This window comes from Sorangium sp. So ce834, assembly GCF_051521425.1.
Taxonomy (GTDB): domain Bacteria; phylum Myxococcota_A; class Polyangia; order Polyangiales; family Polyangiaceae; genus Sorangium; species Sorangium cellulosum_D.
This window is the reverse complement of sequence record NZ_CP150351.1, coordinates 1,524,484-1,545,449: the sequence shown is the minus strand read 5'-3', so window position 1 is coordinate 1,545,449 and position 20,966 is coordinate 1,524,484. Positions and strand designations below refer to the sequence as shown.

Below are 20,966 nucleotides of genomic sequence, written 5' to 3'. Positions count from 1 at the left end.
GGACCTCAGCAGGTGATCGGGCGCTCAGACGAGCGGGCGAGGGGTGAAGTGGAAGGCGGCGCTCGGCACGGGGACGCCGTATGTCCGGAGCTGCTGCGCGCGCGTGACGACGGCCGCGCCCTCGAGCAGGTTGCGCGCGACCTGGACCACGGTGCGGTTCGCGGGGGCCTCGAGGAACGACCCCTTGACCCAGCGGTTGAAGGCGCCCATGGCCGGGCCACACCAGATCTGGTAATCGGCGCGGCGCTTCGGGTCCCCGGCGATCGCCCACTTGCTGGACATGCCGAGATACCACCGGAAGATCAGCGCCATCTTGTGCTTCGGCTCGCGGGCGGCGCGCTCGAGCTCGGCCGGGTCGCGCTCGGCGAAGAACCGCTCGCAGCCGGCCCACACCTCGTCGCACGACATCTGGAACTGCTCCCGCTCGACGCGCGCGCGCACGTCGGCAGGCAGCGACTCGATGGAGTCGTGGGCGACGTACAGGTCGTAGAGCCGCTGCGCGCGGACGCCGAACATCGTGCCGCGCTTGAGCACCTGGACCTGCACGCCGAGCTCGAACATGTCGGCGGCCGGCGTCATGGTCACGTCCGGCAGGTCGGCCTGGGCCAGCATCTTCTTGCCCTCCTCGGACAGGCCCGACTCGACGCATGCCTGGTTGACCGAGCCCGTGAGCACGTACGCCGCCCCGAGCGCGAACGCCGCGGCGACCGTGGACGGCGTGGAGAGGCCGCCGGCCGCGCCGACGCGGATCGGGCGCTGATACCCGTGCTTGGCCGCGAGCTCGTCGCGGACGCCGAGGATGACCGGGAACAGCGCGACGAGCGGCTGGTTGTCGGTGTGCCCGCCGGAGTCGGCCTCCACGGTGATGTCCTCGGCCACCGGCAGGGACCGCGCGAGCTCCGCCTCTTCCCGGGTGAGCCACCCGTTGCGAACGCACGTATCGAGGATCTCGGCCGGCGCCGGCGACAGGAAGCGCGCGGCGACCTCCGGGCGCGAGATCTTCGCGAACAGGTGGTTCTGCCGGTCGATGCGGCCGTCGGGCAGGCGCCTGATGCCGCTGTAGGCGAACCGCACGACCATCGGGTTCAGGCCCATGTAGGCCGCGGCTTCGGCCCGCCTCACTCCCTTTCTCAGGTAGAGCTCCACCGTGTCGCTCTCGAGCCGCGGCTGGTTCGGAGCGTGGATGAGGTTGCAGCCCCAGGTGGGGCCTTCCGTGCCGAGCGCGGCGACGATCTCGTCGACCGCCTGCTCGATCCGGTGGAGCCCGAGGCCGGCGGCGCCGAAGAACCCCATCATCCCTGCCCTGGCCATCTCGATGGTCAGCCGCGTGGTGTGGATACCGTTCGCCATCGCGCCGGCCACGTAGGGGAAGCGCAGGCGGTGGACCTCGAGGAAGGAGCGGTCCCCGAGCCACTCCGGATACAGCGCCGGCAGCGTGCCGAGGAGCGGGAACGTGGGGACCCCGTTGACCTGATCGTCGCGGATCACTGCGCCGCCGCGGGACACGCCGACGCGCCCCTCCGGCGTCTCGCGCACCACGTGCACCGGCTCGCGCACGCAGGAGACGGCCTCCCGCAGATCGGTCGACGTGAACGCGGGGAGCCAAGGTCCGCTGCGCCAGATCCCGATCGGCTGGAGGCCGGCGCTGCGGAGGGCCTGCGGTTCATGAATCATGCTGAGCTGCCTCCCAATGACAAGCTCGCGGTCTATAACATCCGTCGTCTCCGGCCCGCGGTAATGGTTCGGTCACGGCGCGACGGCATGGCCCGATCGCGCCGTCCCCCAGGATCGGCCATGAAAGCGCTTTCCCTCGGCGCGTCCGCGCCCGCGCCCCATGACGCGTCGCGCCTCGGTCTCCCTGGCGACCCATGGGCTCAAGCCTTCGGAACCGCTTGCTTTTTCTGCGACCCGCGGCTCCGGGGCGAGCGCTGCGCGGCGTCCCGGAGCCGCGGGCCGGCGCGCATTGTCAGCGTCTCGTCATGAACCCCCAACCGGCCAGCGCGGCGCGCCCTGAGAGAGAGACTGAACCGCCGAGATGGCAAGGACCCCAGGAGAATCCAACAGGCCTGCTCCCCGTTTCCCCTGACGCTCTTCACGTCCAGGCGGTTCAACCCCCTCTCCCGCTGGAAGGCGGTTTGATCTCGCCCAACTATGTCCCCGCAGAAGAATTCGAACCACGGAGGCACAGAGGTCTTCTCTTCTCCAAGGTTCCCTCTCGTCCCCGCGCCCACGGTAGGCCTCCGGCGAGGCCTCCCCCGAGCCAGGGGCCGCAGCGATGGCTAGAGCGAGTACCCGCCGTCGCTGACGAGCAGCGCGCCGGTCATGGTGCCCGAGGCGTCGGAGAGCAGGAACGCGATGAGCCCCGCGATCTCGTCGGCGCTCGCATACCGCCCGAAGGGCGTCGCCATCGCCGCCATCTGATCGAACGCGGCGCGCTCGCTCCCGGCGGTCGCGACGAGCTCCTGGAAGAACGGCGTCTGCGTCCAGATCGGCGTCTCGACGCCCCCGGGCAGGACGCCGTTCACGCGGATCTTGTCGCGCGCGCCCTCCTTCGCCGCGACGCGGACCAGCTGCGCCGCGCCCGCCTTCGAGGCCGCGTACGCGGCGATGCCCGGCTCGGCCTTGACGGCCGCGACCGAGGAGACGACGACGGCCGTCCCGCCCTCGCCCGACCTCCCGAGGAGGCGAAGGCCCGTCCGCAGCGTCAGAAAGGCGCCATCGAGGTTCACCGAGAGCACGCGCCGCCAGTCCTCGAACGAGGTCTCCGCGAGCGGCGCCCCGTGGGCGATACCGGCGTTCGCCACGACATGGTCGAGCCTCCCGAACCGGCGCTCGACGGCCTCCTCGATCTCGGCCCACGGGGCCTCGGTCCCCACGTCGCCGTCGCGCACCAAGAGCTCCGGCCCACGGAGCTCCGCCGCGAGCGCGTCGAGCGCCGCCCGGTTCCGATCGATGAGGACCAGGCCGCCCACGGCTTGCGACAACCTGCGTGCGGTGGCCGCGCCGATACCCGACGCCGCCCCGGTGACGAGCGCGACTCGACCTGACATGTGCTCAGCCCCTCTACCACGGCGAAGCCGCCGTGTGCACCTGCGCCGTTACAAGGCGGGTGCCCAAACGGGTGGAAGAGACGCGCTCTCGCCGGCACCGCCAGCCATCACCGGGTGTCGTTCGACGCAGGCGACGCAGGCGCAGCCGGGCGCGCCGCAGACCGGGGCTCGCCAACCGCGACGGAACGCTTCCATGGAGGGCACACCCGACCGGCGCAACACGAGCGCCGCCGCGCTCGTTCGCCGGGCTCCCCCGCCGGCCGCCCGTGCTCGGCGGCTGCGTTCCGGTGCGGTGATGCTTTGAGGTCGCTCGCGCTCGTTTTATGCTCTCGCGACGAGCCAACGATGCGACGCCTCTACCGGCTCTCTGCCAGGGTCAGCAAGCTCCTCCAGGCCCGTCGAGCGCGCGCCGAAAAATCACGGACGTCCAGGGCGGCGTCTCCAGCCGAGGCGCGGGTGCGCGCCGCCGACATCGCCGCGCAGCAGCAGGCTCAGGCGAGCCTCGAGCAGCAGCAGGCGGTGCTGAAATACGTCATCGCCAACGTCCCCCACGCCATCTTCTGGAAAGATCGCCAGGGCCGGTTTCTCGGAGGAAATCAGAACTTCCTCAACGACACGAACACGAGGGTCCTGGAGAACCTCGTCGGCAAGACCGACTTCGACGTCTGGGGGAAGCAAGACGCGGAGTCGTTCGTGCGCGTCGACCGGGAGGTCATGGAGCGCGGCACGCCGATGCTCGACATCGAGGAGCCGCTGCGCCGCCCGGACGGCGAGCGGCGGGTCCTGCTCACCAGCAAGGTGCCCATCCGCGACGAGCGCGGCGAGGTGACCGGGCTCCTCGGGATCTACGCCGACATCACCGAGCGCAAGCGGATGGAGGTCGAGCTCCAGAAGGCCAAGGAGGCCGCCGACGCCGCCGCCCGCGCCAAGGGGGAGTTCCTCACGGTGATGAGCCACGAGCTCCGGACGCCGCTCTCGCTCATCCTCGGTCCGCTCCAGTCGCTCCTGTCGGGCCGAGACGAGCCGCTCTCGCCGCGGGTGCAGGCCGATCTCGAGCGCATCCAGCGCAGCGGGCGGCGGCTCCGCCGGCTCGTCGACGACGTCCTCGATTACCAGAAGATCGAGGCCGGCAAGATGCAGGTCGACTGGGAGGCGGTCGACGTGACAGAGCTCGTCGCGGACATGGTGGAAGAGGCGCGCCCCGCGGCCGAGCGCGGCGGAGTGCAGCTGTCGCTCCAGGCGGATCCGGCGCTCGGGACGGTCCCCCTCGATCGGCGCAAGTTCGAGAAGATCGCGCTCAACCTGCTGGGCAACGCGCTGAAGTTCACCCCGGCGGGCGGCCGGGTCGACGTCGGGCTGCGGAGGGCGGACGGGCTCTTCGAGCTCTCGATCGAGGACACCGGTCCTGGCATCCCGCCGGACCAGAGACACCTGCTCTTCCAGCGGTTCCAGCAGATCGACGCGTCGGCCACGCGCAAGCACGAGGGGACCGGGATCGGGCTGTCGCTGGCCAAGGAGCTCGCGGAGCTCATGGGGGGCACGGTCGGCGTGGAGAGCGAGCCCGGGGTCGGCTCCCGCTTCTTCGTGCGGCTCCCGCGCGCGGCGGACGGCGTGATGGCGTCGCGGGCGCCTCGCGCGCCGGAGCCGCCGAGGCCGTCGGTGCCGCCCGGCGGCGCGGACGACCCCGTGGCGTCCAGGCCGCGCGTCGCGGACCACCTCGCGGCGCCCGCGCCTCGCGCCGCGCCGGCGGTCCGCGGAGACGGCCGCGCAGAGGCGCCTGCGCCGCGCGTGCTCGTCGTGGAGGACAACCCGGACATGGCGTCTTACCTCGAGGGCATCCTGTCCGCCGAGCACGAGGTCCTGCTCGCGACGAACGGCCGGGAGGCGCTCGAGGTGGTCGGGGCGACGAGGCCCGACGTCATCGTGTCGGACGTGATGATGCCCGAGATGGACGGCTTCGAGCTGGTCCGGCGGCTCAAGCGGGATCCCGAGCTCCGGGACATCCCGATCCTCCTGCTCACGGCCAGGGCGAGCCGCGCCGAGGCCGTGGGCGGGCTCGAGGTCGGCGCCGACGAGTACCTGAGCAAGCCGTTCGACCCGCTGGAGCTCAAGGCGCGGGTCCGCGCGGCCGAGCGGCTGCACCGCGCCTACCTGGAGCTCGCCGCGAAGAACCGCGAGCTCGCGGCCGCGCTCAAGCGGCTCTCGGAGACGCAGGAGGAGCTCCTCCAGGCGGGCAAGATGGCGGCGATAGGCACGCTCGTCGCGGGGCTGTCGCACGAGATGAACAACCCGGTCTCGGTCATCGTGATGACCGCGCAGCTCCTGATCCGGCGGCACCGGAAGGGGCACGGCCTGCCCGACGAGGCCGCGATCATCAAGGCGCTCGGCACCATCGAGCGGCAGGCGAACCGCTGCTCGGACCTCGTGACGGCGCTGCTCGAGTACGCGCGCGGCAAGCCGGTCGGCCGGCAGCCGTGCGACGTGCGCGAGGCGCTCCGCCGCGCGGTCGACCTCTCCGGGCCGCGGGCGCGCGAGCGCCGGGTCCACCTCCAGGCGAACAGCGCCGCGTCGGCGCTGCCCGCGGTGCTCGTCAACACGTCGCAGCTCGAGTCGGCCCTGCTCAACGTGATCGGCAACGCCCTCGACGCCAGCCCCCAGGGCGGCGCCGTCGTCGTCGGGGCGCGCGCGCTCCCGCGCGGGGACGTCCACGGCGTGGAGATCGACGTGCGCGACACCGGCTGCGGCATCCGCGCCGAGGACCTGAGCCGGATCTTCGAGCCGTTCTTCACGACGAAGCCGCCCGGGCAAGGGACCGGGCTCGGCCTGTCGCTGACGCACCGGTTCATCCAGGAGCACCAGGGCAGCATCCGTATCGAGAGCGCGCTCGGCGAAGGCACGACGGTCCGCATGTGGCTGCCCGCCCTTCAGGCGGACGGGGCGGAGTGAGCTCGTGAGAGGCGCCTGAGGCGCGTAAAGCCGCGTAAAACCGCCTTAAAGCCGCGCGCAAGAGAGCGACCGGACTGAAGCGTGAGAGACAGCGAGTAATACGGGCCACAGCGCATCATCTCCCACTTCAGCCCTCATCGCCGACCCTTCCACGTCCTTGACAGACCCATCTCCTTTGAGATGTGATCGTAAGGTCTGTATGCACCTTGGGATCCATGCCTCTTCGCGGTGCGTCCATCGAGCCGACATGGGTTCCACGCATCTCCTACGACGCCTGCGCTGCCTGGAGGCCGGGTTGCTCGTGGGGCTCGCGTCCCTACTCTCGGCGTCCTGCGCGCCGAGCGAGCCCGAGCGCCCCGAGAACGCGGTCGTCATCGGCGCCCTCCTGCCCTTCTCCGGCAGCGAGTCGGCCATCGGCCGCAACCTCGAGCAAGCGATGCTGCTCGCGATCGAGCACCTGAACGCCGCGGGCGGGCTCGACGGGCGGCCGTTCGACCTCCGGAGCCGGGACAGCCACTCGAGCGCGGAGCGCGGGATCCACCAGCTGGCCGCGCTGCTCTACAAGGATCGGGTCGCCTACCTGGTGGGGCCCGAAGAGAACGACCTCGCCCACGAGATCTCGCGGGACGTGAAGGAGCTCGACCGGTTTCACATGCTGCCGGGGTATGCCGCCCCCTCCATTGCGCGCAGCGAGAGGAAGGGGGGCTGGATGCGGCTCGCCCCTTCCCCGTTCGACATCGGCTGCGCGCTGGCGAAGGACGCCATTCGCGACGGCATCCGGACCGTGAACACCCTCGCCGCGTGGGACGACTACAACGCCAAGGTCAGCAGCGAGTTCGCGACAAACTTCGTGGCGCTCAGGGGCAGGGTGCTCCCGTCGGTGCCGCTCACCGCGGGCGAGCATACCTACACGGACAAGATCGAGTTCGCCTTCGGTTCGCACCCCGACCGCACGCTCCTGGCCGCCTTTCCTGCCACCGCATCGACCATCGTGACCGAATGGACCGTCGCCGGGCGCCCGGGCGACTGGCTCCTCGGCCCCGCGCTGCGCGCCGAGGCGTTCCTCGCCAACATTCCTGCGGGCGTCCTCGATGGATACTCCGGGGTCTCGCCCTCGCTGAGCCTGCGGAGCGAGTGCCAGATCGCGGACGAAGCGGAGGAGAAGGTCGAGTGCACGACCGGGAACGCCGCCGCCTTCATCGAGCACTTCTCCCGCCGGTGGGGTGGGGAGGTGCCGTTCCCCGCGGCGCACTTCTATTACGACGGCGTCGTCCTCATCGCGATGGGCCTCGTGTACGCGCAGGCGACGAGCGGGGAGATCCCCTCCTCCGGAAACGCGCTGCAGAAGATCATCCGCGAGCTCAACAGCCCCGACAACGAGCCGGCATCGTGGCGGGATCTGAAGACGGCGATGACCAAGCTCCGCGAGGGGGTCCCGCTCCGGTACGTGGGGGCGGCCGCGGAGTACGAGTTCGACGGCTACGGGGCGAACAAGCACCACTTCATGCAGAAGTGGACCATCCGCGACGAGGCCTTCGTCGATCTCGACCCCGTCCCCGTCAACTGCCGCGTCAGGCAGTGATCTCGCGGCGAGCGTGACGTCCACGCAGGAGTGCGCACGATCGACGAGCCACGGACGAGGAGGAGCAGCTCATGGGGCGGATTGGACGATGGAGTACGACGGTCCTCGGTCTCGCGCTGACGACGGCGGCGTGCGGGTCCGACCAGCCCCCCGGCGCGGACGAGCAGATCACGCCCATCCAGCGAGCTCCGATTCCAGACAACGAGTTCACGCCCGTGGAGCTCGAGGACACGGTCGACCGCCTCGTCGCCGAGATCAACGCGGGCGCGCTCCGGACGATGCCGATGGCGGTCGTGCTGAAGAACGCCGCCGGCTTCTGGGCGCCGGTCGTGACGGCCGCGGCCCGGGCCATGGCGGAGCTCGGGGTCGTGGGGAGCGTGATCGGGCCGATCGAGCTGTCGGAGGACGGCCCCAAGCCGGAAGAGGTCCAGAACGAGCAAATCGCGCAGGCGGTGGAGGACGGCGTGGAGGGGATCGGCCTCGCGCCCTTCGGCGACCTCCAGACCACCGCCGTCGACGAGGCCGCGGCGAGAGGGGTCCACGTCGTGACGCTCGACAACGACGTGGCGGCCTCGAAGCGCTCGATCTACGTCGGGACCCTCAACGAGTCTGCCGGCGCCACGGCGGCGAAGACCCTGCTCGCGCTGCTGCCCGCGCCCCCGGGGACGGTGATCATCCACGGCAGCATCGACGAAGCCGGGAGCGCCGGCCTGGAGCGAACGCAGGGTGCCCAGGCCGAGATCGAGGCAGCCGGCTACGAGGTCGTGGTGGGCCAAGCCCACTGGACCCTCTCGGGCGAGGCCGAGGACATCGAGTGGATGACGGCCGAGATCGAGGCGGCGGACCCGCCCGCCGTGGGGCTCATCGGCCTGTTCAACGTCTCGTATCGGTGCGCGATGGCCGCGGAGGCCGCGGGCGCGGAGCTCCCCATCGTCGCCTTCGACTTCGATCCGATGACCGTCGAGTACATGCGCCAGGGGCGCATCAGGGCCACGCACATCCAGCGGCAGTACTACCAGGGCTATCTCGTGCCCTACATCCTCTACGGCATCAAGAACCTCGGCCTCGAGGCGACCAAGCAGATCCTCGCCCCGCAGATGGTCGACGGCACCCGGGTCAACACGGGCCTCGACGTGGTCCCCGGGGACAAGGTCGACGCCTACAACGACTTCCTCATCTCGATCGACGCGAACCAGTAGCGGCGCCGCGGCACGCGCCGTGAGCAGCGGGTAGACCAACAGGCGCTATGCGCCGACACTGCCTCCCAGTGTGGGTAAGGAAAATCCTGTTGCAAATATGAAATAAGCTACGTACCGTCGGGGACTGAAGGGCATTCTCTGTGCGCCTGTCCGCGCTCCTCCGGGGCGCTTCCGACGGCGCCCGGACATGCCTCTGTCTTTCGTGGGGGCGCGGATGACATACGCTCTTGGATTCGACCGTTCCTTGCATCGGGTACGCGCTGCCGCGCCGGTCGCCTGATGCTCGACGCCGGCGCCGTCTCCACGCCCTCGACGCCCGACCGGCAGCGCGCCGGGCGCGCCGGCGTCCCCCTCGGCATCGGCGTCAAGCTCGCGGCGGCGACCGTGGTCGTCCTCACCAGCGTCACCGTGCTGGTGGCCAATCAGGCCATCGAGAAGACACGGGATGATCTCGTGTCGGCGAAGGCGAACGCCGCCTCGATGATGGCGGATCTGCTCTCGGGGGCCCTGACCGCGCCGCTCGATTTCGGCGACCGCGACGCGGCGCAGGGCGACCTCGACCAGCTCCGGTCGAACCGCGCGCTGATCGGCGCGATCGCGTGGGGCAGCGACGCCGAGCCCGTCGCCAAGGTCGGGGCGCCGCCAGAGGGCCTGTCGGCCTTCATCGCGCGCGGCGCCGAGAACCAGGTCCTCGAGCGCGAGATCCGCGTCGCGCGCTCGGTCGTGCGCGACGACGGGCGGCGCCTCGGGACGCTCGTCCTCGTCCTCTCCCTCGATCCCGAGAACGCCGCGTTCGCCGCGGCGCGCCGCAACATCCTCGAATACGCGGGGCTCGTCGGCGCGGTGACCGCCTTCCTCCTCCTCGGGTTCGCCCGGTGGCAGATCGTGCGCCCGCTCTCGCGGCTCGTCGACGCCGCGCGGCGCCTCGGCGAGGGCGACCGCACCGTCCGCGTGCACGTCCGCACGAACGACGAGCTCGGCCGGCTCGCCGACGTCTTCAACGCGATGAGCTCCGCCATCCTCGAGCGCGAGGGCAAGCTGGAGATGGCCACGGAGAGCCTCCGCGAGCTCTTCGACAACATGCGCGAGGCGATCGTCGCCTTCGGCCCCGACGGCCGGCTGGGCGTCGAGGCCTCGAAGCAGGCCAGGCAGCTGTTCGGCGAGCGCGCCGATGCGGGCCGCCACGTCGCGGAGCTCCTCTACGGCGACGAGCCCCTCTGCGTCGAGAGCCAGGCGCTCCGGCAATGGATCGACGCCGCGTTCGGCGCGGAGCTCGACCTCTTCCCGGACGTCGCCGAGCTCGCCCCGCGCTCGCTCTGGTTCGAGCGCGCGCCGGGCGACCGCAGGTTCTTGCGGCTCGAGTTCTGCCCCGTCGTATCCGGCCAGGAGGTCGCGCGCATCATGCTGCTCGCGACCGACGAGACCGAGCTCCGGCGCCTCGAGGCGAGCGTCAAGACCAAGGACGAGGAGCACGCGCGCCAGATCGCGGCCATGCGCCGCCTCGTCGCCGGCGGCGGCCAGGTCTTCGTCCGCTTCGTCGAGATCTCGCGCGAGCGCGTGGCCCGGTGCGCCGAGATCCTGAGCCCCGGCGGGCGGCTCGGCGCCGCGGACCTCGACGAGCTCTTGCAGCAGCTGCACACCCTGAAGGGCGAGGCCCGCTCGTTCGACCTCGAGCGCCTCGCGGACGAGGTCATGACCCTCGAGGACGAGCTCGCGGCGCTCCAGGCGCGCGCGCGCTCGGAGGACGAGCTCTCCGTCGACCTCGGCGCGGCGTCCTATCGCGCGCGGCTCGAGCGCGTCGCGGAGGAGCTCGCGCGCGCGCAGCAGACGTTCGTCGACGCGTCGCCCGTGGGCCGCGCGATCCTCGACCAGATCACGGTCCGCCGCACCGACGTGAGCCGGCTCGGCGAGCTCCTCGCCGGGCAGCGCGGCGAGGCCGCCGAGATCGTCCGCCGCCTCGCGGCCCGCCCGTTCGGCGAGGTGCTCGCGCCGCTCGTCGAGCGCGTCCCCCGCTGGGCCGAGAAGGAGGGCAAGCGCGCCCGCCTCGAGATCGAGGGCCGCGAGGTCCCCGTCCCCGCCGATCTCGCCGGCCTGCTCCCGGGCGTGCTCATCCACCTCGTGCGCAACGCGATCGCCCACGGCATCGAGACCCCCGACGCGCGCGCCCAGGCGGGCAAGCCCGAGCTCGGCGTGATCCGCGCCGTCTGCGCCGAGGATCGGCCGCTGCCCACGATCGTCGTCGAGGACGACGGCCGGGGGCTCGACCTCCACGCCCTCGCGGCGCGCGCCGGCGTCGACCCGACCGACCTGCGCCGCGCGCGCGAGCTCCCGTTCGCCCCCGGCGTGAGCACGAAGGGCGACGTGAGCGACCTGGCCGGCCGCGGCGTCGGCCTCTCGGCGGTCCGCGCCGACCTCCTCTCGGTCGGCTGGCTCATCGAGGTGGACGCGTCGCGCCGGACCGGGACGGCGTTCGTGATCCGGCCCCGCGACCGGGCCGTTCCCCCCAGCAACGGAGATTGAACCGATGTCACACGGCGGACGCATCCTGGTGATCGATGACAGCGAGATCGTGCTGATGCGGATCCGCGTCGAGCTGTCGAGCGCCGGCTACGACGTCGTCACGACGACGCAGCTCGTCGGCACCGCCCGCCACCTGCGCGGCTGCGATCTGGTCATCATCGACTTCTTCATGCCGGGCCTCGACGGCGGCGCCGTCCTGCGCTCGCTCAAGGCGGCGGTGCCCGCGGGCGAGCGGCCGCCGCTCTTCTATCTCTACACGACCGACGCCAAGGCCGGGGCCCGGTACGCGGAGCTCGGCTTCGACGGCGTCTTCGGCAGGAAGGGCGATCTGCTCGCCCTCACCCCGCAGGTGGAGGCGGCGCTCCGCATCCGCAAGCTCTCCGGCCTCGTCCGCGCCAAGGAACGCAGGGCGTGACGCTCTGCCGGCGCGCCTTCGTGCTCGGCCTCCTCGCCGCGGCCGCCCTCGCCCCGGGCCACGCGCGGGCCGAGACGGCGACGGCGCCGTTCGCCGTGCAGGCGGAGATCGTCACGCGCATCCTGCCGTACGATCGGGGCTTCTCGGAGCGGGTGAAGGCGCAGGTCTCCTTCCTGCTGCTCACGAGGGCGGGCGACGCGGACTCGGCGAGCGCCGCGCACCAGATGAGGCGGGCGCTCCTCGACATCGGCAAGGTGCGCGACCGGCCGATCCGCGTGGAGTCCATCGAGTACTCGAGCGCGCCCGAGCTCGCCGCGGCGTGCCGCGCGCGCGACGTCCACGTCGTCTACATCTCCTCCGGGCTCGCGAAGGACGTCGCCGCCATCCGCGGCGCGCTCGCGGACACCGGCGTCTTGAGCTTCGCGGCCGTCGAGCCCTACGTCGCGCAGGGCGCCGTGCTCGGCGTCGACGTCGCGAACGGCAAGCCGCGCATGAGCATCAACCTCGCGCAGGCCCGGGCCCAGCGCATCGATTTCCCGGCCTCCATCCTCAAACTGGCAAGGATCTACTGACGTGCGCTCGCCTTGTTTGGCACTGCTCTGCACAGCGTCGATCGCGTGGTCGACCGCCGCGCCGCGCGAGGCGCGGGCCGAGGACGTCAGCTCCCTCCTCGAGATCCTCGAGGAGAACGTCGTGTCCGGCGCCTCCCGCGCCGCGGAGCGCGCGAGCGACGCGCCCGCCATGTCGTCGGTGATCACCGGCCAGCAGCTCAAGCTCTTCGGCATCCAGCGCCTCGCCGACGCGCTCAACTTCCTCGCCAGCGGCGTCTTCGCGCACTACCGCATGTCGGCCCCCGAGGTCGGCGCGCGCGGGGTCGCGCTGGCCCGGGACGCGAACAGCCACGTGCTGCTCGTGCTCGACGGCATGGTCGTGAACGAGCAGGGCGGCGGGGCCGTCTTCCTGCACGACATCCCGGTCGACGTCATCGACCACATCGAGGTGGTCCTGGGCCCGGGCTCCGTGCTCTACGGCGCGCAGGCCATGCTGGGGGTCATCAACGTCGTCACGAAGAAGGCCGCCGACCACCAGGGCCTCCACGCCTCGCTCACGCTCGGGGTGTCGCCGCCGCTCGACGAGTCGGGGAGCATCAGGGCCCCGACGGTCGACAGCCCCGGGGGCGAGAACACGGTGGCGCTGAGCCTCGGGCGCAGCTTCACGCTGCTCGGGCAGCCCGCGGGCGTGGTGGCGGCGGCCGACATGCACACGTTCAAGGGCCCGCACTTCGCCTTCCCGAAGCAGTCCATCCCGGTCGGGCCCGACGGCGCGCCGTCGCTGGATCTCGGCTCGCACGCCGAGCCGGGCACCTGGGGCGGCCCGGTCGAAGAGCAGTGGTTCCGCCGCAAGGCAGGCGCGTACCTGCGCGTCGACGTCGGCGACCTGAGCGCCGCCGCGCAGATGACGCGCTCGGTGTGGGCGGCGCCCCAGATGGATCTCTACGAGAACCGCGTCGGCGCCTACGACGACGCGCACAACGACAACGCGCAGTCGCTCGCCCTGGCCAGCGTGCGCTACCGCGCCCGGCTGAGCGAGCGGCTCGAGGGCGTGGCGCGCGCGTATTTCGGGTACAGCCGCCTCCTGCGCTCGCGCTACGTCATCGGCCACGACGCGCTCGTGCCGCACGTGCCGCTCGGCGTGATCGATCCCGAGCAGTGCCCGCGCGGGCCGTCCGGGCCGTGCCGGAAGGAGTCGCTGTTCCTCTCCCGCTGGGTCGGGCTGGAGCTCCAGGCGGTGGTCGACTGGGCGGGCGACGGCGCCTTCTCGACCATGGCGGGCGTCGACGGGCGCCTCCGCACGTCCGCGTACGAGATCGTCGCGTTCGACGAGCTCTCGGGCAAGAGCTACGGCTCCGACCCCGCGCTCACGCGCTGGCACGGCGGCGGGCACCGCCTCGAGGACGAGGCCGCGCTCGGGGCCTACGTGCAGCAGACGCTGCGCCCCTTCCGGCCCATCGCGCTCAACGCGGGCATCCGGGTCGACCTCGACTCGCGCATCCCGCTCGAATATCTGCCGGCGGCGATCTCGCCGCGCGCCGCGCTGATCGCCGAGCCGGACGATCGCATCTCGCTCAAGCTCATCTATTCGAGCGCGTTCCGCGCGCCCAGCTTCGTCGAGCTCTACATGGTGAGCGGCAGGCTCCTGCCGAACCCGGACGGCCTCAAGCCGGAGAGGGTCTCGTCGGTGGAGGCGGTGTCGTCGTTCCGGACCGGCGCGTATTCGATCACGGCCGGCGGCTTCGCCTCGACCTGGCGGGACGTCATCGAGCTCCAGATCGTGAAGGCCCAGGCGCCCAGCCTCTCGAGCTTCAAGAACGTACCTGGCATCCGGAACTACGGCGCGAACCTGGGATTCGAGGCGAGCTTCCTCGATCGGCGGCTGCGCGTCGGCGCGAACTCCACGTTCGCGGTGACGCGGCGCCGCTTGTCGGCGCAGCAGATCAAGGACAATGCGCGGTTCGGCGTCGGGGACGAGGTCCCCCTCGCCGTCGCGCCGTCGGTGTACGGCAACGCGCACGTGTCGTACGAGATCGGCGCAGGCGCCGTGTCCCTGGCGGCCGCGTACATGGGCCGCCGGATCGCGGATCAGGCGTATGTCGGCGGCAATCCGTCGAACATCACGCCTCGCCCCGAGGTGTCGCCGCAGCTCGAGCTCCGCGCGGCGCTGACGGGCGCGCTCCCCGGGGTGAAGGGCGCCGGGTACACGCTCGGCGGTCAATACGCGTTCTCGGCCTACGAACCCTACGTCGTCGGCCCCAACCAGGGGCTGCCGCGCTACCTCGTGGAGCGCGGCCCCACCGCGGATTACGCGCTGACGAACCGGCTCACGATCTTCGCCGGGATCGAGCTTCACCTGGGCGGCGAGGACGCCGCCGGCGGCCCGCCCGCGGCGGCCGGGCCCTCTTCCCGCGCGACGGCCTCGCGCGCGCCGCAGGGAGCTTTGCCGTGAGCTTTGCCGTGAAGAAGAGCGCGCTCCTCCCCTCGTTCCTCGCCGGCTCGTCGGCCGCCGCGTGCCTCCTTTCGTGGGGCTGCATCGAGATCGGCCACCCCGTCGAGGTGGGCTGTTTCGTCGAGGTCGACAACCCGAATTGCGTCGACACGGGCGTGTCCGCGAGCTCCTCGCGCGCGAGCGGGACCACCTCGACCGGCGGCGGTGACGGCGGTGACGGCGGTAACGGCGGAGGCGGCGGCGGGGCAGGCGGAGGCGGCGGCGCCGGCGGGACAGGCGGCCATGGCGGAGGCGGCGGCGCCGGCGGAGCAGGTGGCCATGGCGGAGGCGGCGGCGCCGGCGGGACAGGCGGCCATGGCGGCGACGAACCGTGATGGACACCGAGCGTCCAGATCCACGAGCTGGGGGCGTCGACACCACCTCTTCGCCCCTCCACCAGCGCGCCGGATCGCCGTCGCTGTCGCCGGAAGGACGCAAAACGTCGTTGACAGCCAAACCTATCTCACCCAATCGCAATATCGTTCCTGACTGCTCTCTTGGTTCTTGAGCGTGGAGGGGGTTCATGCGCCATCGAAAGTTCTCCGGTATTCTCCTGGCGGCCGGCCTGCTCGCCTGCAGCGACAGCGAGAGCGCGACGGGTGAGCCGATCACCATCGCCTACATCACGCACAACAAGTGCAACCGGTTCCACGACCTCGGGCGCGAGGGCGCCAGGCAGGCGCGCACGGAGCTCGCGGCCACGAGCGCGCGCCCGATCGAGGTGTTGATCCTGGATCCCGAGTGCCCGGAGCTCGACGAGAACGGCGACCCGGTCGTTTCCGACGACGAGTGCTATTTTTCCCGGCCGCAGATGGCGGTGCTGGAAGAGGTCATCGACAAGAAGGTCGACGCCATCTCCGTCGACGTCTTCGACGGGGTCTGCGAGAACGACCTCATCAACCGGGCCGTGGACGCCGGCATCAAGGTCGTCACCTACGGCGGCGACGCGCCGGACAGCAGGCGCCACACCTACTACGGCATGGACAACAAGGCCGCTGCCGCCTTCCTCATGGATGCGCTCGCGACCATCAACGGGAAGACCGGCAAGATCGCCTTCCAGACGATGATGGAGGAGAGCAAGGACGGCGGCTACACCCCCACCGCCGCAGGGACCTTCATCGACCGGACCGCCGGCTTCTCCGAGGCGCTGAAGAAATACCCGGACATGACGAACGCCGCGACCCTCCCCTGCCTCTGCTGCGACTACGAAGACCCCTTCTGCACGCACCAGGCGGAGCAGGCGCTGGAGGACGACCCGGAGATCACGGGCTTCTTCTTCTCCTACAGCAAGCTCCTCGGCGAGCCGGACCTCGCGGCCAACGCCCCGCTGCTCGCCGAGAAGGCGATGGCGAAGGAGATCCACTCGGTCGCGTTCGATACGCTGCCGGAGTACCTGGATCGCATGCGCGCCGGCTACGTGGACGTGCTCCTCGGCCAGAAGCTGTTCGGCTGGGGCTACGACACCGTGATGCTGGCGTACGACCTGGTCACCACCGATCGGCGCGTGGACCCCTTCACCGACGCTGGCTGGTACGTCGTCTGTCCGAACAACCTGGACGAGTTCGAGCGCAATACCCAGGCGATGGACTACCGGACGCCCCTGTCCGACTGCAGCCTGCTCCCCTGAGCCCGGCGGCGCGCAGCACCGCAGGCGGCGTCGTGTGACGCGCGCCACCATCGCGGCTCGCGCCTGCGCGAAAGCGCTGGCGCGCCGCGCCGGGCGCCCTCGACGAGGAGGCGGCGTCGTCGATTCCGCCGCTCGCGCCCGCGGCGATTGGCTATCATGTGTCAAGCTCAGGCCCGCGCTCGCCGCCGCCCGACCTCGAAGGAGCCACCATGAACAAGGCCGTGCCGGGATGAACGAGACCAGGGGCAAGGACCACCAGGAGGCGAGCGGCGGGCGCGCTCAGCGGATGCTCGACGCGACGCCGGCGATCCTGTGTGTCGTGGACATGAGAGAGCGGCGGCTCACCGCGCACAACGCCGCCCTCGCCCGCGCGCTCGATTGCTCCGACGAGGAGCTCTCGACGCGCGGCCTCGCGGCGCTCTCGGCCCGCGTTCACCCCGACGACCTGGCCGGCCTGGCCGCGCGCGCCGAGCGGCTCTCGTCGGCGCGCGACGGCGAGGTCGTGGACGGCGAGCTGCGGGCGCAGGGCCCCGGGGGGGACGAGCGGCTCTTCGCCGTCCGCGCCGAGGTCTTCACGCGCGGCGAGGACGGCGCCGCGCGCGAGATCTTCCTGTCGGCCGAGGACGTGACCGAGCGGCGGCGCCGCGAGCGGCGCCTGCTCCGGAGCGAGGCGCTGCTCGCGTCGTTCTGCGAGCGGGCGCCGGTCCTGCTCTACGCGAAGGACGGCGACGGCGCCTTTCTCCTGGCGAGCCGCTCGCTCGAGGAGATCGCCGGCGCGGTTCCGGGCGGCATGGTCGGCAAGACCGACAAGGACTTCTTTCCGCCGGAGGTCGCGGCGATCTACAACGATGTCGACGCGCTCGTGCGCAGCAGCGGCACCCCGTTCGAGGCCGAGGATCCCGTGCCGCACGCCGCGGGCGAGAGGACGTATTACACGATCAAGTTCCCGGTCTGGGGCGAGGGCATCCCGGAGGGCTCGATGGCCGGCGTCTCCCTCGACATCACCCGCGTCAAGGAGGCGGAGCGCGAGCGGGAGGCGGCGCGGGACGAGCTCATCGCGGCGCAGCAGGACACGATACGGGAGCTCGTCACGCCGCTCTTGCCGATCGCCGAGGGCGTCCTCGTCATGCCCCTCATCGGCTTCTTCGACAGCGCGCGGGCGGGCCGCATCATCGAGACGCTGCTCCAGGGCGTCGAGCGGCACGCGGCCCGCATCGCGATCATCGACATCACCGGGGTCAAGGCGGTCGACGAGCGCGTCGCCGAGATGCTGGTGCACGCCGCGCGCGCGGCCGGGCTGCTCGGCGCCGAGGTCGTGCTGACCGGCATCCAGCCCGCGATCGCGCGGACGATGATCGAGCTCGACATCGACCTGCGCGGCCTGGTCACGGAGGGCACCTTGCAAGGCGGCATCGCGTACGCCCTGAAGCGCCGGTGACGGGGGCCGGCCGCGCACCGGCGCAGGGCGCGCGCCGGGAGGCCGCGGGCGCCCGCCTCATCGAGTTCCTGCTCGTGGGCGGCGCGACGCTCGTGCTCTTTCCGCTCGCGTGGCTGCTCCGCAGGGCCGTCGGGCTCGACGCGTCGGAGCTCGCGATCGGCTTCTTGACGTTCCACGCCGCGTCCGTGATCAACGATCCTCACTTCGCGGTCACGTACCTGCTGTTCTACAGGGACGCGAGGCGCCGCGCGTTCGACGGCGCGCTCCCCCCGGCGCAGCGGGCCCGCGCCATCGTCGCGGGGCTCCTCGTCCCGCTCGCGCTGCTCGCGTGGGCGGCCTTCGCGCTCTCGACCGGCTCCGCGCGGGCGATGGGCTTCATGATCCAGCTCATGTTCCTCCTGGTGGGCTGGCACTACGTCAAGCAGGGCTTCGGCGTCCTGACGGTGCTGTCGGCGCGGCGCGGGTTCCGGTTCAGCCCGCTGGAGCGCAGGGTGGTCCTCGCGCACTGCTTCGCGGCCTGGGCCTATGCGTGGGCGAGCCCGGCCGATCCGGGCAGGGAGCTCGAGGAGAAGGGCGTGGTCTACACCTCGATCGCGCACCCGCCGGCCCTCGAGCCCATCGCCGGCGCCGCCTTCGCGCTGAGCGGGCTCGCGCTGCTCTGGGTGCTCGCGCGGCGGTGGCGAGCGGACCGGCGGCCACCGCCGCTCTCGCCGCTCGCGGGGTTCCTCATCACGGTGTGGCTCTGGACGGTGTACTCGAGCCTCGACCGGCTCATGATGTACGTGATTCCGGCGCTGCACTCCGTCCAGTATCTGTATTTCGTCTGGCTCCTGAGGCGGAACGAGGCGCGCGACGCCGAGGGCCCGCCGCTGTTCGGGAGGCCGACCGGCCTGCGCCTCGGCCTCCTGGCCGCCTCCGGCGTCGGCCTCGGGTGGGTCGTGCTCCGCGGCGCGCCCGCGCTCCTCGACGGCGCGCTGGTGCTGAGCGCGAGCGGCGACGAGGCGATGGCCGGGCTGGGCCCGACACCCTACCTCGCGGCCATCTACGTGTTCGTGAACATCCACCACTATTTCATGGATAACGTGATCTGGCGCCGGGAGAACCCCGAGACACGGTATCTGCTGCGCTTGGACGAAGGGGCCGGCGCGAGCGGCTGAGCGGCCAGCCCGCGCCCCCGCGCCCGCGTCACGCCGTCCGCTTCACCACCGCCCCCACCGCGCGCGCGGCGAGCCAGACGACGGACGCCGCGGCGCCGAGCGCGCTCGCCGCCGCCAGGGAAGCCCGCATCAGCGCCGGATTGACCTTCTCCGGCCGGTGATCGGGCAGGTACGGGCGGGCGGCGCGCGGCAGCACCCACGCCTCGCTCCCGGGCCCCTCGCCGCCGATCGCGCGCACCGCGCGGGCGAGGCGGCCGCGGGGCCGCGCGCGGCTCTGCACCCACGGGATGAACCGGGCGAGCGGGACGTGGCCAGGCGCCTGCCGCTCCATCCAGGCGACCGTGCGGTTGAGCTCGACCGCCGTCGCGGCGGCGCTGCCGTCGCCGTCGAGGCGATGCCACTCGCCGTGGCCGGGCAAGAGCCACGTGAAGCGGAGGTGGCCCGCCTGCGCCAGGGCGGCCAGGCGGCGCACGGAGCCGGTCTGGCGCTCCCAGTCGTCCCAGCACTGGAGCCGGAACGCCATGATCTGGCCGAGGCGCCGCGAGTAGGCGAGGTGGTCGCCGGTGAACAGGAAGCGGCCGCGGTACAGCAGGCACATCGAGCCCGCGGTGTGGCCGGGCTGCGCGAGCACGGCGAGCTCGGCGCCGGCGAGGGCGGCGTCGGCGAGCGGCGCGCCCTCGAGGGTCATGGGCTCGGGGCGGTCGGGCAGCTGGATCTCCACGTCGGTGGTGATCGCGCTGTACTCGCCGCCGCGCGCGCTCACGTCCGCGTAGCCGAGGATGCGGCGAGCGCCGGGGAAGCGGGCCGCGAACTCGGCGTGGTGCGCGGTGTGGTCGCGGTGGGTGACGAAGATCCACCGCACGCCGCCGTGCTCCTCGAGGAAGCGGAAGATGGCCTCGCTGGGCTTGGGCAGGTCGACGAGCACGTTCCCGCCGGGGCGCTCGATGAAGTAGGCCGTGGCGCCGATGTTGTCGTTCGAGGGGTGGCCGAGCGCCCAGACGTCGTCCTCGATGCGGCGCGGCCAGGTGCTGAACGGAGCGCCGAGCTCGCCGGCGCGAGGGCGCGCGGCGGGCGGCCTGAGGCGCAAGGCGTGGACCGGGCAGGAGGCCACGGCCGTGCGCGCCGCCTCGAAGTCGGCCCGGCTCCGCGGCTGGCGCAGGACGCCCGTGAACGCCCCCTCCTCGTACGTGCCCTCCAGCACCGCGGGGCCGCGGCGCTTCACGTCGCCGTCCATGCCCTCCCAGTGCGCAGGCGCCACCTCGCCCAGGAGCTCTGGCGCGAAGTTCCTGCAGACACCTGCGCCGCAGCAAGCTCGCGTGACGTGCAGTCGTCCCCAATCTTCCCCATCGGTGCCGTCGGTAGGCGTGTTGTTCATGGGCGCGCAGACTATCACGCTGCCCCCGAGCCGCCATGGGCGCTCAGCGGTCCGAGCCGGTGAGTAATCGCACCGAAGCAGGCTGAGCGCCGCCGCTCCGCCGCCGACCTCTCCGGTCGTCCAGGTTGTACATACCCGTGCTCCGCGCGAGCAGCTTTACGAGGCCGCTGCGGCTCCCGTCATCCGCCGCGCGCTCCCGACCGATAACCTGGATCGCCTCCGGCGCCGGCGAGGCCGCCGCGCCGGCCTGCGCGCACCCGGTGTACCCCTGCAAAGACAGGGCAGAGGTCTCCAGCGCACCACGGAGCCGGAATGTTCATGCAACGGTAGACCGAGATCGCGCGATGCACGAAATCTCCACGGCGGCCATTTCGATCGATGAACACCTCCCGGGCCGTCTCGGCAGGTCTCGCCGCTTCGTACCCGAAGGTGATGTGCCGATGAACGAAATCACAGATGGCCCGCACGCGCGCCGACGGACTCGCCCGTCGCGGGCTCGCCTCACGGACGGAATCGAATCGAGTGGCGTTGGGACATACTCGCGGGAGAAACGCGGTGCCGGGCTCGTCGGATTGTGACCGTGAGCTGACCGCGCGCCGGCCCTCCCTCGGTGTA

The 20,966-nt window shown here is 71.8% G+C and carries 14 protein-coding genes and 1 pseudogene; 11 read left to right on the top strand and 4 right to left on the bottom strand.

Features of this window, described 5'->3' with window-relative positions; genetic code table 11:
• Positions 1–24 precede the first annotated feature (24 nt).
• Both WMF20_RS05690 and WMF20_RS05685 read right to left on the bottom strand, forming a co-directional pair.
• Positions 25–1,674: a PfaD family polyunsaturated fatty acid/polyketide biosynthesis protein gene (locus tag WMF20_RS05690; protein WP_437611354.1), complete on the bottom strand. Its 1,650-nt coding sequence runs from the start codon at positions 1,672–1,674 to the stop codon at positions 25–27.
• 605 nt (positions 1,675–2,279) lie between these two features.
• Positions 2,280–3,050, bottom strand: a complete 771-nt coding sequence (locus WMF20_RS05685) for an SDR family NAD(P)-dependent oxidoreductase (RefSeq protein WP_437611352.1) — start codon at positions 3,048–3,050, stop codon at positions 2,280–2,282.
• Between the two features lie 345 nt (positions 3,051–3,395).
• Here WMF20_RS05685 and WMF20_RS05680 point away from each other — a divergent pair, with 345 nt between their 5' ends.
• The 11 genes from WMF20_RS05680 (at position 3,396) to WMF20_RS05630 (ending at position 18,976) form a co-directional block, all read left to right on the top strand.
• On the top strand, positions 3,396–5,996 hold the full coding sequence (locus tag WMF20_RS05680) for an ATP-binding protein (protein WP_437611350.1): 2,601 nt from the start codon (positions 3,396–3,398) through the stop codon (positions 5,994–5,996).
• Positions 5,997–6,243: 247 nt separating this feature from the next.
• Complete coding sequence (locus WMF20_RS05675; protein ID WP_437611348.1) at positions 6,244–7,578, top strand: ABC transporter substrate-binding protein; 1,335 nt, start codon at positions 6,244–6,246, stop codon at positions 7,576–7,578.
• A gap of 71 nt (positions 7,579–7,649) precedes the next feature.
• Positions 7,650–8,777 (top strand): substrate-binding domain-containing protein, encoded by a 1,128-nt coding sequence (locus tag WMF20_RS05670; protein ID WP_437611346.1) that lies wholly within the window; start codon positions 7,650–7,652, stop codon positions 8,775–8,777.
• 279 nt (positions 8,778–9,056) lie between these two features.
• A complete protein-coding gene (locus WMF20_RS05665) occupies positions 9,057–11,297 on the top strand; it encodes a HAMP domain-containing protein (RefSeq protein ID WP_437611343.1) in 2,241 nt (746 codons plus the stop codon).
• Positions 11,298–11,301: 4 nt separating this feature from the next.
• The gene (locus WMF20_RS05660) at positions 11,302–11,712 is read left to right on the top strand and encodes a response regulator (protein WP_437611341.1); all 411 of its coding nucleotides are present in this window, start codon (positions 11,302–11,304) and stop codon (positions 11,710–11,712) included.
• A complete protein-coding gene (locus WMF20_RS05655; RefSeq protein ID WP_437611339.1) occupies positions 11,709–12,284 on the top strand; it encodes a YfiR family protein in 576 nt (191 codons plus the stop codon). Before WMF20_RS05660 ends, WMF20_RS05655 begins: the two co-directional genes overlap by 4 nt.
• Position 12,285: 1 nt before the next feature.
• Positions 12,286–14,715, top strand: coding sequence for a TonB-dependent receptor plug domain-containing protein (locus WMF20_RS05650; RefSeq protein WP_437611337.1), 2,430 nt, complete (start codon positions 12,286–12,288; stop codon positions 14,713–14,715).
• Positions 14,712–15,089, top strand: coding sequence for a hypothetical protein (locus WMF20_RS05645; protein WP_437611335.1), 378 nt, complete (start codon positions 14,712–14,714; stop codon positions 15,087–15,089). Before WMF20_RS05650 ends, WMF20_RS05645 begins: the two co-directional genes overlap by 4 nt.
• Positions 15,090–15,277: 188 nt before the next feature.
• The gene (locus WMF20_RS05640; RefSeq protein WP_437611333.1) at positions 15,278–16,381 is read left to right on the top strand and encodes a substrate-binding domain-containing protein; all 1,104 of its coding nucleotides are present in this window, start codon (positions 15,278–15,280) and stop codon (positions 16,379–16,381) included.
• Positions 16,382–16,610: 229 nt separating this feature from the next.
• Entirely contained in the window at positions 16,611–17,819 is a 1,209-nt protein-coding gene (locus WMF20_RS05635) for a PAS domain-containing protein (protein ID WP_437611331.1), read from the top strand.
• On the top strand, positions 17,816–18,976 hold the full coding sequence (locus WMF20_RS05630; protein ID WP_437611329.1) for a hypothetical protein: 1,161 nt from the start codon (positions 17,816–17,818) through the stop codon (positions 18,974–18,976). Before WMF20_RS05635 ends, WMF20_RS05630 begins: the two co-directional genes overlap by 4 nt.
• Positions 18,977–19,004: 28 nt before the next feature.
• Here WMF20_RS05630 and WMF20_RS05625 read toward each other — a convergent pair whose 3' ends face one another.
• Together WMF20_RS05625 and WMF20_RS05620 are read right to left on the bottom strand one after the other, a co-directional pair.
• Positions 19,005–20,351 carry an MBL fold metallo-hydrolase gene (locus tag WMF20_RS05625; protein ID WP_437611327.1) on the bottom strand — a complete coding sequence of 449 codons (1,347 nt, stop codon included), beginning with the start codon at positions 20,349–20,351 and terminating at the stop codon, positions 19,005–19,007.
• A gap of 179 nt (positions 20,352–20,530) precedes the next feature.
• Positions 20,531–20,824 (bottom strand): annotated as a pseudogene (locus tag WMF20_RS05620) (transglutaminase domain-containing protein); the annotation flags it as partial.
• Positions 20,825–20,966 lie beyond the last annotated feature (142 nt).